The following is a 12,939-nucleotide window of genomic DNA, read 5'->3' as shown; positions in this document are numbered from 1 at the left end:
CTTTGCAAGAAAACTTCTACAAGTTTTACGACAAACGCCTTGTCCCACTATATGGATGAAGTGGAGTATTTATGTGATGCTTTTGCTTCAGTCAAGCCAGGACGCATTTAAATTATGGATGGTGGTAGTTAATTTCTTTGGTAACTCTGCAACAATTACGCACTGCTATGGCAAAGGTTTGGTGATGATGCAGCTAAATGTTACTGAGGTGCAAGGTAATAGTGCACTTCGCTGGGAATATCTACTTTTCCCCACTTTAGAGGCAGCTCATATCTACCTGGAATAACAACCTAATAAAACCGAGATGATGGTCATCCCTCTAACTTGGAAGATATTTTCGTAGAACTAACAAGACGCCAGTTAGATTAACCTCATCCTCCTAAATCTCGCAGTAATGCTTCTACCCTGGCGACGCCATCGAAGTCATTGCGTCGCTGGTATAAGTCACGAGCTTTATTTAGCAAGTTGCCAGCTTGCTTGGCTTGCCGTCTTTGCTTATACATTGAACCCATTAACTCATAAGTTTGGGCATTATTGCGATCGAGGTTGATTGCTTGTTCGTATGCCCAGCCAGCTGCTTGGTAGTCTCCCAGACGGGCCTGAGTGACAGCTAATCCCAAATAAGCATTAACATTGTTGCGGTTTAGTTGAATAGCACGACGGTAAGCTTCTTTCGCCCCAGCTGTATCACCCATATTACCTTTGATGTAGCCCACAGCGTAGTAGAAATCGCCATTGTTGGGATTGATGGCAAGAGCACGACGATAAGCTGCTAGTGCTGCTTGAAAATTTCCTTGTTGAGCATATAAGTAGCCAATGCCCGAATGAATCTTCGCATTCTTGGGTTCTAGTCCTGCTGCTTGTTGATAAACGGAAATTGCCCCACTATAATCACCAGTATCGACCAACCTGCGCCCTTCTTCTAGCATTTGCTTTACTTCTGGATTTCTAGCTTGTGCTAACAAGACTTGAGCTTGAGCCGCTGGAGATAGAGTGGCGGCGAAACAGCCCAATAACAAAATGCTTACTATAAGTGAGATCCGTTTGTACATAGTAAATTTCCTGAGATGAGAGCGAACTTTTTTCTTGTACATTAAAACAGAAATGTTGATTTTTGAAAACTGTATTTTTTCACTTTTATAAAATATTAATAATCTCTTATAAGTACTGCCAGTACTGGTGCTATAAAACCCGAGTTTTTACTGAAGTTTTAAGTAAGAAGTAGCTGAAGGAAAGTATATTCCACAGTATGGTGAGCCAAAATGCTTTGCTAGCATAATAGGTTAAATTTATACATTACATATAAATTTAAGTAATATAAAACAAATCAAATTTGCAATATTCTCTTAAAGATAGAAACAGGTGTAATTGATATTTTGGCGGCAGCGTTAGCCTGCACATGGGAATGCATTTTACTCATAAATAAATTCAAGCAGCCTGTATCCAATTTTCAAGAGCTGTTGACCTTTGCATTCATCCTCATCTGGTGATTATCTGGATTAGATCGATTTAAACTCCAAAATGTTCCCTCACTTCCTGCTCTCTGCACATGGCTATAACTGATATAAAAATTTATAAGCGTATATATACAATCCCATTTGAGTTGTGAAATTGTGTATGGAGGCTGGCAATAGCTAACAGGCAATAAAGAGTATATTTTTTCACGAATGATTTAGGATTGTTATAGTTAATCAACTCACAAACTATTTATGAGGCTAAATTATGATTTTGACTACAACTGATGTCATTCAAGGAGCAGTTATTCAGTCATATCTGGGCATTGTAACGGCGGAAGTCGTATATGGCAGCAATTTCCTACGGGATTTTTTGGCTAGCATTCGCGATATTGTCGGTGGACGCACTGGCAGCTATGAACGTTTGTTTGAGCAAGGCCAACGCAAGGCATTACAAGAGCTAGAGCTACGAGCACAGCGTTTAGGCGCAGATGCTGTGATTGGCATTGAAATTGATACAGGTACAATTAATGTTGACCAGTCAGGAGTGCTATTACTGATTACTGCCACAGGTACTGCTGTGAAGATGCGTTAGTTTTTATATGCTGATAAATCTAAATGTCATTTTTTGCTATAAGCAAATAAATAATTATCAGTAAATTTTCTAAATTAAATCTTTTTTATTAAACAGTAACTACCTAAGACAAATTCAGGACTTACGCAAAATTATGAAAAAACGTAAACGTGTTGGCGAAGCCGTTCTCTTACCCCTACGCTTAAGCAAGCTACGCGTAGCGTCTCCGCAGGAGAAGGGTAGGACACAAAGGAAAGAGAGTTTCAGAGAGTTCTTGGGTAAGTCCGAAAATTAATAATTATTTGTTTTCAGAGTATAATTAATTTCATTTTGATAATCTAGCTAATACATTTAAAACTTAAGTATTAATATTTAATTAAGTAGGCAATAATTTTAAAGAAAATTTATTTCTATACATAGTTTGACTTAGCTTGGACAAAAGAATAAGACAAAATTTATTACTACTAAAGATAGAGTATATAACTCTTTCTGCTGATAGATAGAAAAAATTATATTTAGCAATTTAATCTTAATCACAAGCAAAAATATACCTAGAAAAAATTTTGCTGAAGCAGTAAAGGAGAAAATAGTTTATGTCATATGCAAATCGGGTAGGAGACCAAGTTATTCCTCCTGAGCCTGTGGTGGGGGGTCGAGTTGCTGAATACCACGACCTTGTGCGTTGGGGTCCAATTATTTCTGGTGTGTTGGTTGCCTTAGTTACGCAATTAATTTTAAGTGCATTGTTTGGTGCGATCGGCGCTGGCAATGTTGCCGGTTCAGGAGCACCGAGAAGTGTTGCACCTAATGTTGCTAGTAACGTCGGTCTTTGGTCAACGATTGGTTTGTTAATTTCCCTGTTTACTGGTGGTTGGGTAACAGCGCGTGCTTGTGGTCCGATGAACCGCAACACAGCATTACTTAACGGCGCAATCCTTTGGGCAACAACTTTAGCCCTTAGCTCTTGGCTATTAGCAAGCGGGGTATCGGGTGCTTTTGGTGTAGCTGCTTCTAACGCAGCAGCAGTTCTGAACCAAACACAACAGCCGATTGGCAATGTGCCACAAAATATACCAAACGTATCTGCTCAACAAGCTCGTGATATTGCTGCTGCAACCTCTAGAGGCTTGTGGTGGTTTGTATTCGGTTCTTTATTGGGTTTAGCCGCGTCGTTGATAGGAGCAGTTGCTGGTGCTCGTAAACCTAGAACTAATACTTACAATCCTTAAAAAGTTGTCTGGAAAAGCACACTTCATTAGATTTTAATAGCGCCTTTTTTAAGGTGCTTTTTAATATCTAAAGACTGATTTGCCGATCGCGATCGCCTATTGCTTTACCATCTTTTTTTATAAAGGCGAGCTTGATAATTATCAAGAGTTGGGAATGCATAATCTTCCCATAGCCCCACCTATGGCACAATAAAGAACGGTAATAAGAAAAATATTGATAAGGTAATTTAGTGAGTCTTACTGCTCAAACCACAGCGAGTACGCGACGTGTGGTATTCCCGTTTACAGCAATTGTCGGTCAGGAAGAAATGAAACTGGCCCTGCTGTTGAACGTGATTGACCCCAAAATTGGTGGTGTGATGATTATGGGCGATCGCGGCACCGGCAAATCCACAACTATCCGGGCCCTTGCCGATCTGCTACCGGAAATCTCTGTTGTTGCTAATGACCCCTTCAGCAGTGACTCCAATGACCCCGATTTGATGAGCGATGAAGTCCGCCAACTGTTAGAACAAGGGGCAGAAATCCCTGTAGTTCTCAAAAAAGTGCAGATGGTAGACTTGCCTTTAGGAGCCACAGAAGACCGAGTTTGCGGCACAATCGACATCGAAAAAGCTTTATCTGAAGGTGTGAAAGCCTTTGAACCGGGACTTTTGGCAAAAGCTAACCGGGGTATCCTCTATGTAGATGAAGTTAACTTACTAGATGATCACCTAGTAGATGTGTTGCTTGACTCAGCCGCTAGCGGTTGGAACACAGTAGAACGGGAAGGGATATCTATCCGTCACCCGGCACGTTTTGTGCTTGTCGGTTCTGGTAACCCGGAAGAAGGTGAACTACGTCCCCAACTTCTTGACCGTTTTGGGATGCACGCAGAAATCCACACAGTGAAAGAACCAGCGTTGCGAGTGCAAATTGTCGAGCAACGGGCAGAATTTGACCAAAATCCGCCCGCATTTGTCGATAAATACAAACCCCAGCAAGAAGCATTGCAACAGCAAATCGTCAACGCGCAGAACTTGTTACCTGAAGTTACAAGCGACTACGATCTGCGAGTCAAAATTTCGGAAATTTGTTCGGAACTAGATGTGGATGGTTTGCGAGGTGACATTGTTACTAACCGCGCCGCCAAAGCCTTAACCGCCTTGGAAGGACGTACCGAAGTCACAGTTGATGACATCCGCCGTGTAATTACTCTCTGTCTGCGTCACAGGCTGCGGAAAGACCCCTTAGAGTCGATTGATTCTGGCTACAAAGTAGAAAAAGCTTTTGCGCGGGTCTTTGGTGTGGAACTACCGGAAAATAATACTGCACAAAAAAACGGCACGGGTCAAAAGTTAGGGGCCAGGAGTTAAGCATTTTTAGTTATGAGTTATGAGTTTTGCATCAAAAATAGCTTCATAACTCCTAACTCCACACTCTTAACTCAGCACTCTTAACTCAGCACTTGTTATGAGATATTGGCATTTTTGGTTAAACAGTTTTATTTTATCTAGCCAATACAATCCACCTCGGTTTGTAGAGTTATTAATGTTAATGCTAGCGATCGCCATGCTAGGAATTGCCACTATTATGCCAGATAGACCTTACATGGTACTGGGCTTGAGCTTAGTAGTGGGGGCATCTATTTCAATTTTAGTTAGAGAAGCGATCGCTCCCTCACCCCAAACGAAAATTACCCAACTCACAGCATTGATATTGCTCTTTATTAGCCTGTATGGCTTTGCTGACTTGTTACAAACTCTTTAATTAGTCAAAACCATCCCTTGACTATTAACTCCATCCTTGCATCTCCACTAGTTCCATAGACAATTCATTAATTTGTTCTAAGTCTGGTTTATGGGGAAGGGTTGATTGTTCGTAAGCAGTTTCCATTTTAGCAACCAATTCTTCCGCCATTTTCATCACCTGATCATAAGAATATGCACCTTGAAGAATAGCTTTTAAATCTTCTACATCACCAGCTATTCTTCTATCAACAGTCACTTCTCCTCGTTGCAAGATTTCGAGTCCACTGCGTAGCAGTCTAATGCAGTGCATACCATGCTTCAGGTCAAAACCCGACTTTCTTTCCATTTCTGCCCTAGCTGGATTTCGATTTTCCTGCCATGATAAGTAAGCTTTCCATTCTCTTAAAGCTACTTGATAAGTTTGGCTTTTTTGAAGTAGGCGAATAAAATCTTTGCGACTATTAGTTAGCTTTTGTGTGTATTCCAGTGTTTCATCGGGTAAAGTATATTGTTTAAGTACTCCTTTGAAATCAATATCTGCTGTCAGCAGTTGATATAATTGTTCAGCTTCTTCTAGAAACTCAATCCGTCCTCTAATTAACAGATAAAGATATTCTAGAAAAGCATTTAGCTCATCTTTAATTAGTGGTAATTCGTCTTCTATTCCAAAGTCAGATGGTAGTGGCTTTTTCTGAGGTGGATTTAATAGCCACTTCCGATGAGTTTCCATTTTTTTAATTTGAGCAAAAGCATAACCAGAGTAGGTATGTTTTACTTTCTTAGTTAAAAATAGCTGTTTGTGCTTAATTAAATGCTGCCCTACATTTGTTAGTACAGGATAGTTATGTAACCACAGCAATTCTAAAACATTAGGATTAGCTCCAGCTAATAAATGAAGAATTTTTCTTAATTCATAGATAACTGTATCTTTATTGTTATCCAAAAAAGGAAATATTCCTGGTTCATCCCAGCCATTTTCTTTTTGTTCTATGCGATCAAATCCCAAGTAATATTTTTTAGGCGCAATAAACACACCCCGATAATCAAAGTCAGAATCAGGACGATTTAATCCATAGCCGTGGCTACCTGCTAAACCAATCAATATTGTTCTTTGTTCAACTTCGATTCTTCTCATCTTAGGTAATTAAAATATAGCCATCCTAACTCATGAGCGATTGGGGCGCTATAAGAGTTAATTATCGGCAGGCTTTGACAAATTAAGCAAAAAATTCTTTCTTCTTTGTTGCACCTAAACAGAGTCATAGAGAAAATCTGAGCAACGAGATTTGCTGCTCAGACTTTTCGGTGCTGTTCTGTGTCTCAACTAACTACACCAGCACAAATCTCTATTTCGCCAATCTAGTCAAAATTTTTTGAGAAAATCTGATGTTTTTTTTGCAAACCTACACAGCGATCGCTCAAACAGCTTTGAGAGCAAGACTTTAACCCAAAAGCTGTCTTGAAAAGTTTGCTCAAGTCGGGAGATCCGCCCACGCAACTGGCTCCGCAACACACTGGCTCAACTTTTCGCAAAATCCAAAATTGGTATAAGGTATTGACTCTATACCTATTAATAAAATAATATTTTAGATTGTCTGTCTAATTCCTGCTCGGATCAGGTAGACATACCGCAAAAGCTGGCAAAAGCGCTAAATCGCATCTCTACAGGAGACACAAGCCAGCTACCTGTACGGCAACCTCAAGGACAATTCCATGACTTACGCAATTATTGAAACTGGCGGCAAACAAATAAAAGTTGAGGCTGGTCGATTCTACGATATTGAGCTACTGACTGCCGAACCAGATGAGAAAGTTACAATAGACAAGGTATTACTAATACAACACGACGGCGAAGTCAACATCGGACAGCCACTAGTGGATGGGGCGACTGTAGAAGGGACAGTGGTACGACATTTTAGAGGTCGTAAAGTCCTGGTATACAAAATGAAGCCGAAAAAGAAAACCCGCAAAAAGCGCGGACATCGCCAGGAAATCACTAGACTGATGATTAACTCTATTAACCTCAATGGTGCTGTGTTAGTAGCCCAAGCAGCAACAACCGCTGAAACTTCTTCTGAAGAAACCGCTGCTGAATAATCAATAAAAGTTAAATCACAAAGGGAAATTATGGCTCATAAGAAAGGAACAGGTAGTACACGCAACGGTCGTGACTCGAATGCTCAACGTCTAGGTGTAAAACGCTACGGCGGTCAAGTTGTCCGAGCTGGAAACATTTTGGTACGTCAGCGTGGTACGAAATTTCACCCCGGTAACAATGTCGGCATTGGTAGCGATGATACTCTATTTGCTTTAATTGATGGCGTTGTAACCTTTGAAAGAAAAGGTAAAACCCGTAAGAAAGTTAGTGTTTACGCACCAGCTGCGGTTGCTGAGTCAACCGCTAGCTAAACAAATAGGGTGGGTAATGAATTGCCCACCCGACAACATTTATTTTCAATGGATAAACAAGTGGCGAACTAATACCATTTGCATTCCTGCGCCCAAGGCTAAACCTGCTAATGAAAGCACAGATGTGATCCAAAAGGCTTTTCCTTGCTTAAACCCAGCTGATTGAAAGTCTATTCTCGCCAAGATAGCCGCAGCAACGATTAGCAAGGTGTCAAGAAACATCCGAAACCAGGCAAGCATTATAAAGAACAAGAAAGCTGCGAAAACTGAAAATAAAAAAGTCCTAGTACTTGATTTAAATACGGTACTAGAAACTTTTGTCATATTAGTCCAGGGGACAGTTAAGCTTCCCACAAAAAGCAAGATACCCAGTACAGTTATTGCCCAGACAAACAAAGGAGCTTTTGTCTCGGATATCACCCAGCCTAAAGTACTGTAGCTAAGTAGTAATAGTGTCAGGGAAACCCAAGGAACTCGTTGCACAATCAACATGGGTTAAATATTTGGTAGCAAGTCAAGCTATTGTTCCACAAGTATGTGAGGTAACTAAAAGCTTGATTTTGGAGAGTGGGCATATTTTCTAATAGTCTTTTCCCCTCAATCCGATCCTTTATGTAGGACTGTTTTGTTCTGTGGGTATGAGCTGATCGCAGAGTCAAGGAACGTTTGAAGTCAGTGGTATAGATTTTTAATCTAATGCCGTAGACTATATCTTTATCATCTTATATTTTCTAGCTTCTAGCAATCGTTGATTATGCTGTTGTCAAAATAACCAAACAAATTTACAGAAAATTCGCAGACAAATTAGTTAAATTTTTTCTTAAACATTTGTAAACTGTTAGCAGCCGAGTAGCCGCGTGTCACATCTTGTTAAGGAATTATCATGAGACAACTTGTTATTGCTGAGCGCGTATGCCTTATTGGTCATATCGTGTCGATGGTGTTTGGACTTGTAGGCATACTACTAGTCGTGCCGAATGCTGAAGTAATTATGAACCTAACCGAGGTTGGACAGACCGTCATGCAGTGGAGTATGGCTGGAGGCGGTGTGGTTTATATGATTTTGGGTGCGGCGGCGGTCTTTTTATATGCCTACCGGACGTTGGGATTGGGTCGCGCATTGGCATTTATGCTGCCATCAGTGTTTATTTCCCTAGGAAGTGAACTGTCGGGAACCAGCACTGGCTTTCCTTTTGGTCACTATAGTTACTTAAGTGGACTGGGCTATAAAATAGCAGGTTTAGTTCCGTTCACAATTCCCTTGTCGTGGTTTTATGTGGGATGCGTCTCTTACCTCTTGGCGCGTGCTGGTTTAGAGGTAGATAAAAAACCCAGCTTGTTGCGTCATACAGGTGCGATCGCTTTGGGTGCTTTATTATTAACTTCTTGGGATTTTGTGCTCGATCCTGCTATGAGCCAAACTTCCCTTCCCTTCTGGTATTGGCAACAACCAGGTCCTTTCTTTGGAATGCCCTACCAAAACTTTGCTGGCTGGATGGGTACAGGAGCACTCTTTATGACTGTGGCAGCATTACTGTGGCGAAATAACCCGATTAAATTAGAGCGATCGCAGCTCAATTTACCTTTGGTAGTTTATTTAAGTAACTTTGGCTTCGCTACCGTTATGAGTTTAGCCGCTGGCTTCTCCATTCCTGTATTACTAGGTTTGTTGCTGGGTGTGGCTCCGGCTGTAGCACTTTGGTGGCAAGGTACAAATGGGCAAGCCCTGGCTGTAGAATCTGCAACTCAGGAAATTTCAGTAGCACAGGTCAAAGTGGCTTTGAAGTAGGAAACTGGGAATTAGGGAATGGGAAAGGGACAAGGAGGACAAATGCCCCATGCCCCATGCCCCATGCCCAATTCAAGGACGAAATATTTTTACACTGGATGATGCTTTGATATCAGTTAGCACTCTATCGGTTTTATTACTATTACTTCAATTACCAGCCACAGCGATTCTACTATCACGCTTGGTAAAGGGGCCAAGACGCTATCCTCCTATCCAACCCCAACAACCAACACCAGACAATTTGGGTAGCGTCAGCGTCGTGGTTCCAACGCTCAATGAGGCTTTGCGTATTAGCCCACTTTTAGCAGGCTTGAGTCAGCAAAGTTACGAACTCCGGGAAGCGATCGTTGTAGACAGTAGATCTCACGATGGTACACCTGACTTGGTAAAAGCTGCGCAACAGCAAGACCCTCGCTTTCGCTTATTTACAGATGATCCCTTACCCCTTGGTTGGGTGGGTCGTCCGTGGGCTTTACATAATGGCTTTTTGCAGACTGCTAAAGAAAGTCAATGGTTTTTAGGGATGGATGCCGATACTATACCTCATCATGGCTTGATAGCTGGGTTGGTGCAAACAGCCGAAGCACAAGGTTATGACTTGGTATCGCTTTCACCTCAATTTATTCTTAAATATCCAGGAGAATGTTGGCTACAACCAGCATTGTTAATGACTCTGCTTTACCGATTTGATCCGGCTGGTGTCAATACAGAACAGCCAGAACGGGTCATGGCTAATGGGCAGTGCTTTTTATGCCGTCGTTCAGTTTTAGCTGCGGTGAACGGTTATACAAGTGCCAGTAGTTCTTTTTGTGATGATGTCACCTTAGCCCGGTATATTGCGGCTCAAGGATTTAAGGTGGGCTTTTTAGATGGCGCGAAGGTGCTGAAGGTGCGAATGTATGAGGGGGCTATAGAGACATGGAAAGAATGGGGACGCAGCCTCGACCTCAAAGATGCATCTCCCCGCGCTCAGATTTGGGGGGATTTATGGCTACTCTCAGCAGTGCAAGGTTTACCTCTGCCAATTTTACTAACTTATTTCTTAGTTGCCCCCCAGTTTGTTCCGCTTCCCCTGCTACTGTTGTTGGGGCTAAATGTATTTCTGCTAGTGATTCGCTTTGCCATGCTATTAGCGATCGCACCTTCCTATGACCGCACAACTGCTAAAGGTGGCTGGTTGTTCTGGCTTTCACCTTTAGCAGATCCTATAGCTGTGCTGCGAATCTTTCTATCTGCTTTTCGCACTCCACGCGAATGGCGGGGGAGAAAGTATAGTCAATAGTCAATAGTCAATAGTGATTGGGCATTGGGCATTGGGTATTGGGCATTGGGCAAGAGTCAAGAGTCAAAGGTCAATAGTTATTTCTCCCTTATCTTCCTTGTCTTCCTTGTCACATTTCTCCCCACACTTCCCACACTCCCCACACTCCCTTGTCCCCCTGCTCCCCTGCTACTCCTCCTCACCTCCTACCCGATCGCCGCGTTCTAGCTCCCAGAGAATTTGATTACCTTCACGTCGTACCCGTGAGACGATCCAGTTTCGCCAGCGCCATTGGTCTCCGCGACTGGTAACAGCGCTAGCGTGAACATCCATAAGGTCGGCGAGTTCCGAACTGGTGATCAAATAGCCTTTGGTGGCGATTTCGTCAGCAATACGTAGAGTTTCGACGAGGTCGCGTAGTTGTGCCACTCTCATTTCAGGTGGTTTAGCATCAATCGGGGCAGGAGAAGTTGCGATAGTTGGCTCCATAATAGTTACATGTGATGCAAGAGTACTGATTTCTTGTTTCCTTGTGTCAATTATTGTAGAGGTTGCTGGAGATTCAGTTACTTCTGCTACATTTATTTGATTTGTCTGTGGTAAAGATTGGCGAGAATCTGTCAGGGAAGATTGTTTGAGAGATGGGACTTTGCCACTAGCAAAAGCACGAGCAATCACATCGCAGCGCTCGTTACCTACGTTACCAGAATGACCCCTAACATATTCCCACTTTACTGTATGGCTATTAAGTTCGTCCAAAGTTTCTAAAAGGTCTTGGTTTTGCACGGGTTTGCCATCTGCTTTTTTCCAACCTTTCTTTTTCCAACCTTTGATCCATTTGGTAACGGAGTTGATTAGGTATTCGCTATCGGTATACAGCGTGATTGGTTGAGTTTGTCCAGATGTGTGCAGAAATTGGAGAGCTGCGATCGCAGCTTGCATCTCCATTTTATTGTTGGTTGTGTGGGAAGATGCATCGCCTATTTCGTGAACTGAGCCATCACTGAAGTAGACGACAACACCCCAACCCCCAGGGCCAGGATTTCCTGTACAAGCGCCATCGGTGTATATGCTTTGGATTGTGCGTTGGGACATGGTGAACTAACCGCGTTGGTACGTTAAGTAATTTAGCGGCGAAAGATGCGAAGAACTATATATGTTAGCGCAGCAAAAATCAAGTGGATGAAAATGCAACGCCGATGAAATGTGAACTAGCTTGATAATTGATGGTTGTAGAAATCTAATAAATCTAATGTACTATTTTGATTTGGAATTTGAGGCCTTCTCAATTAGATAAGATAATAACAAGGTAATCGTACCAGCAGCGAAAGAGAAGATAGCAATTATCGCATCACGGGGGAGAATGCCGTCTAATCGGCTACCTTGGATGGTGGAAACTGGAAAATCTTTATCTAGGCCTATTTTAAGCTGTTGAGTTTTACCAGCAAAGCGAACTTCTAAACCTTTTTTGGGGACAATCTGAAGATGGCGGATCAATTCTATATTTAAAGGAACATCAGGTTTTTCTGACATGAGAAATTGATTTTGTTTAATTTCTCGTTCCTGCTCTGCCATGCGAACTTTGCCTTCAACAATAGTAGAAATAGCCAAATCATCCCTAATATCACCACTTCTTTCTAAACGCTGAAATTTCACATCTTTGGTGGCAATTTTGCCGCGAAACCATTGCACATCATTATCTTCTGGCAGTTTAGATGTGGTGAGATAAATAGTGTTATCTTGATTAATTTTTAAATTTAATTCTTTATTATCAGGATTCAAATTAAATTCTAATGGTGCTTGCTCATCTGGATTTTTGGGTAAATTTGTCCCAGGTAATTTATAACCTTCTAAAATAATTTTAAGTGGCTGTTCTCCTAAATAAATTTGCAAGCTATTGGGTTGATTGCCTAACTCTGGTGTGGGTTGAGGTTGCAGAGAAAAAGCCAGTCTCCGGCGGTAAAAGTCGTAACTCAAGCCCATTACTTTAGTATTGGGTTGTAGCCTGAGTTCGTTGAGGTCTATTTCACTGGTTTCTTTTGAGTTGGCTGGAGTGATAATTAATCTACTTTTGCTATCAGTTAGTTCCACTTTGAGGGTGTTTAACTGATTAAGTTGTGGCGAGGATGCGCTGGTAAATTTGCCTGTGAAAGTTAAAGATTGAATGCCTTCGCTTTCTAAGCTACTAATATGGCGTATTGATTGGAGAAAAAGTTTAGGTTGCCGATCGTCATAGGTAAAACTCATTTCTTCTACTATGAGATTACCTTCAAAGATATGAGTACTAGGAAGGAGGGCAGCAAGGCTGATAAGACCACAGGTTATAAGTAAAAATAAAACAAAAATGACTAGCTTTTTGCCAGCTAAATATTTTTTTAAATGGCTGAAACTCTGGCGAATGTAATTGATGCTGGCAGAGACAAAGCGCACCAATATAATGATGAAATTCTTCATGCCTCGTAGTAACCAGCTAGTCTTTTGTCTCAGTGCCAT

The 12,939-nt window shown here is 41.7% G+C and carries 13 protein-coding genes and 1 pseudogene; 9 read left to right on the top strand and 5 right to left on the bottom strand.

From position 1 onward, the window contains the following. Positions 1 to 42: 42 nt before the first annotated feature. Positions 43 to 369, top strand: a pseudogene (locus tag BV372_RS11650) (ABC transporter ATP-binding protein); the annotation flags it as partial. A 2-nt stretch (positions 370 to 371) separates the two neighbouring features. Here BV372_RS11650 and BV372_RS11645 read toward each other — a convergent pair. Continuing rightward, positions 372 to 1,052, bottom strand: coding sequence for a lipopolysaccharide assembly protein LapB (locus BV372_RS11645; protein ID WP_086686670.1), 681 nt, complete (start codon positions 1,050 to 1,052; stop codon positions 372 to 374). A 670-nt stretch (positions 1,053 to 1,722) separates the two neighbouring features. On the opposite strand from BV372_RS11645, the gene BV372_RS11640 reads away from it, so the two are divergent. The 4 genes from BV372_RS11640 to BV372_RS11625 all read left to right on the top strand — a co-directional run bounded on the left by BV372_RS11640 (position 1,723) and on the right by BV372_RS11625 (position 5,006). Further along, positions 1,723 to 2,049: a YbjQ family protein gene (locus BV372_RS11640; protein ID WP_086686669.1), complete on the top strand. Its 327-nt coding sequence runs from the start codon at positions 1,723 to 1,725 to the stop codon at positions 2,047 to 2,049. A 572-nt stretch (positions 2,050 to 2,621) separates the two neighbouring features. Continuing rightward, positions 2,622 to 3,257 (top strand): hypothetical protein, encoded by a 636-nt coding sequence (locus tag BV372_RS11635; protein ID WP_086686668.1) that lies wholly within the window; start codon positions 2,622 to 2,624, stop codon positions 3,255 to 3,257. A 230-nt stretch (positions 3,258 to 3,487) separates the two neighbouring features. Next, complete coding sequence (gene bchI / locus BV372_RS11630) at positions 3,488 to 4,612, top strand: magnesium chelatase ATPase subunit I (RefSeq protein ID WP_086686667.1); 1,125 nt, start codon at positions 3,488 to 3,490, stop codon at positions 4,610 to 4,612. Between the two features lie 97 nt (positions 4,613 to 4,709). Then, entirely contained in the window at positions 4,710 to 5,006 is a 297-nt protein-coding gene (locus tag BV372_RS11625) for a hypothetical protein (RefSeq protein WP_086686666.1), read from the top strand. Positions 5,007 to 5,030: 24 nt separating this feature from the next. Here the strand turns inward: BV372_RS11625 and BV372_RS11620 are convergent, their stop codons facing one another. After that, positions 5,031 to 6,122, bottom strand: a complete 1,092-nt coding sequence (locus BV372_RS11620) for a DNA polymerase beta superfamily protein (protein WP_086686665.1) — start codon at positions 6,120 to 6,122, stop codon at positions 5,031 to 5,033. Positions 6,123 to 6,700: 578 nt separating this feature from the next. Here BV372_RS11620 and rplU point away from each other — a divergent pair. Next, entirely contained in the window at positions 6,701 to 7,084 is a 384-nt protein-coding gene (rplU, locus tag BV372_RS11615; protein WP_086686664.1) for a 50S ribosomal protein L21, read from the top strand. A gap of 30 nt (positions 7,085 to 7,114) precedes the next feature. Beyond that, complete coding sequence (rpmA, locus tag BV372_RS11610; protein ID WP_086686663.1) at positions 7,115 to 7,396, top strand: 50S ribosomal protein L27; 282 nt, start codon at positions 7,115 to 7,117, stop codon at positions 7,394 to 7,396. A gap of 45 nt (positions 7,397 to 7,441) precedes the next feature. Here the strand turns inward: rpmA and BV372_RS38190 are convergent, their stop codons facing one another. After that, complete coding sequence (locus tag BV372_RS38190; protein WP_306298966.1) at positions 7,442 to 7,636, bottom strand: hypothetical protein; 195 nt, start codon at positions 7,634 to 7,636, stop codon at positions 7,442 to 7,444. A 643-nt stretch (positions 7,637 to 8,279) separates the two neighbouring features. Between BV372_RS38190 and cruF the strand changes: the two genes are divergently transcribed. Together cruF and cruG are read left to right on the top strand one after the other, a co-directional pair. Further along, positions 8,280 to 9,185, top strand: coding sequence for a gamma-carotene 1'-hydroxylase CruF (cruF, locus tag BV372_RS11600; protein ID WP_086686661.1), 906 nt, complete (start codon positions 8,280 to 8,282; stop codon positions 9,183 to 9,185). 49 nt (positions 9,186 to 9,234) lie between these two features. Then, complete coding sequence (cruG, locus tag BV372_RS11595; RefSeq protein ID WP_179198056.1) at positions 9,235 to 10,467, top strand: 2'-O-glycosyltransferase CruG; 1,233 nt, start codon at positions 9,235 to 9,237, stop codon at positions 10,465 to 10,467. Positions 10,468 to 10,635: 168 nt separating this feature from the next. Here the strand turns inward: cruG and rnhA are convergent, their stop codons facing one another. Beyond that, positions 10,636 to 11,541 carry a ribonuclease HI gene (rnhA, locus tag BV372_RS11590; RefSeq protein ID WP_086686660.1) on the bottom strand — a complete coding sequence of 302 codons (906 nt, stop codon included), beginning with the start codon at positions 11,539 to 11,541 and terminating at the stop codon, positions 10,636 to 10,638. A 162-nt stretch (positions 11,542 to 11,703) separates the two neighbouring features. Further along, entirely contained in the window at positions 11,704 to 12,939 is a 1,236-nt protein-coding gene (locus tag BV372_RS11585; protein WP_179198055.1) for a hypothetical protein, read from the bottom strand.

The sequence above is a fragment of the Nostoc sp. T09 genome (assembly GCF_002154695.1).
Classification (GTDB): domain Bacteria; phylum Cyanobacteriota; class Cyanobacteriia; order Cyanobacteriales; family Nostocaceae; genus Aulosira.
The sequence above is the reverse complement of the archived record's forward strand: the minus strand, read 5'-3'. Positions and strand labels throughout refer to the sequence as shown.

Coding starts and splice junctions, on each gene's coding strand:
- BV372_RS38190 (WP_306298966.1), bottom strand. CDS start 7,636: ATGCTTGCCTGGTTTCGGATGTTTCTTGACACCTTGCTAATCGTTGCT.
- BV372_RS11585 (WP_179198055.1), bottom strand. CDS start 12,939: ATGGCACTGAGACAAAAGACTAGCTGGTTACTACGAGGCATGAAGAAT.
- BV372_RS11625 (WP_086686666.1), top strand. CDS start 4,710: ATGAGATATTGGCATTTTTGGTTAAACAGTTTTATTTTATCTAGCCAA.
- rplU (WP_086686664.1), top strand. CDS start 6,701: ATGACTTACGCAATTATTGAAACTGGCGGCAAACAAATAAAAGTTGAG.
- cruF (WP_086686661.1), top strand. CDS start 8,280: ATGAGACAACTTGTTATTGCTGAGCGCGTATGCCTTATTGGTCATATC.
- BV372_RS11640 (WP_086686669.1), top strand. CDS start 1,723: ATGATTTTGACTACAACTGATGTCATTCAAGGAGCAGTTATTCAGTCA.
- rpmA (WP_086686663.1), top strand. CDS start 7,115: ATGGCTCATAAGAAAGGAACAGGTAGTACACGCAACGGTCGTGACTCG.
- cruG (WP_179198056.1), top strand. CDS start 9,235: ATGCCCCATGCCCCATGCCCAATTCAAGGACGAAATATTTTTACACTG.
- rnhA (WP_086686660.1), bottom strand. CDS start 11,541: ATGTCCCAACGCACAATCCAAAGCATATACACCGATGGCGCTTGTACA.
- BV372_RS11645 (WP_086686670.1), bottom strand. CDS start 1,052: ATGTACAAACGGATCTCACTTATAGTAAGCATTTTGTTATTGGGCTGT.
- BV372_RS11620 (WP_086686665.1), bottom strand. CDS start 6,122: ATGAGAAGAATCGAAGTTGAACAAAGAACAATATTGATTGGTTTAGCA.
- BV372_RS11635 (WP_086686668.1), top strand. CDS start 2,622: ATGTCATATGCAAATCGGGTAGGAGACCAAGTTATTCCTCCTGAGCCT.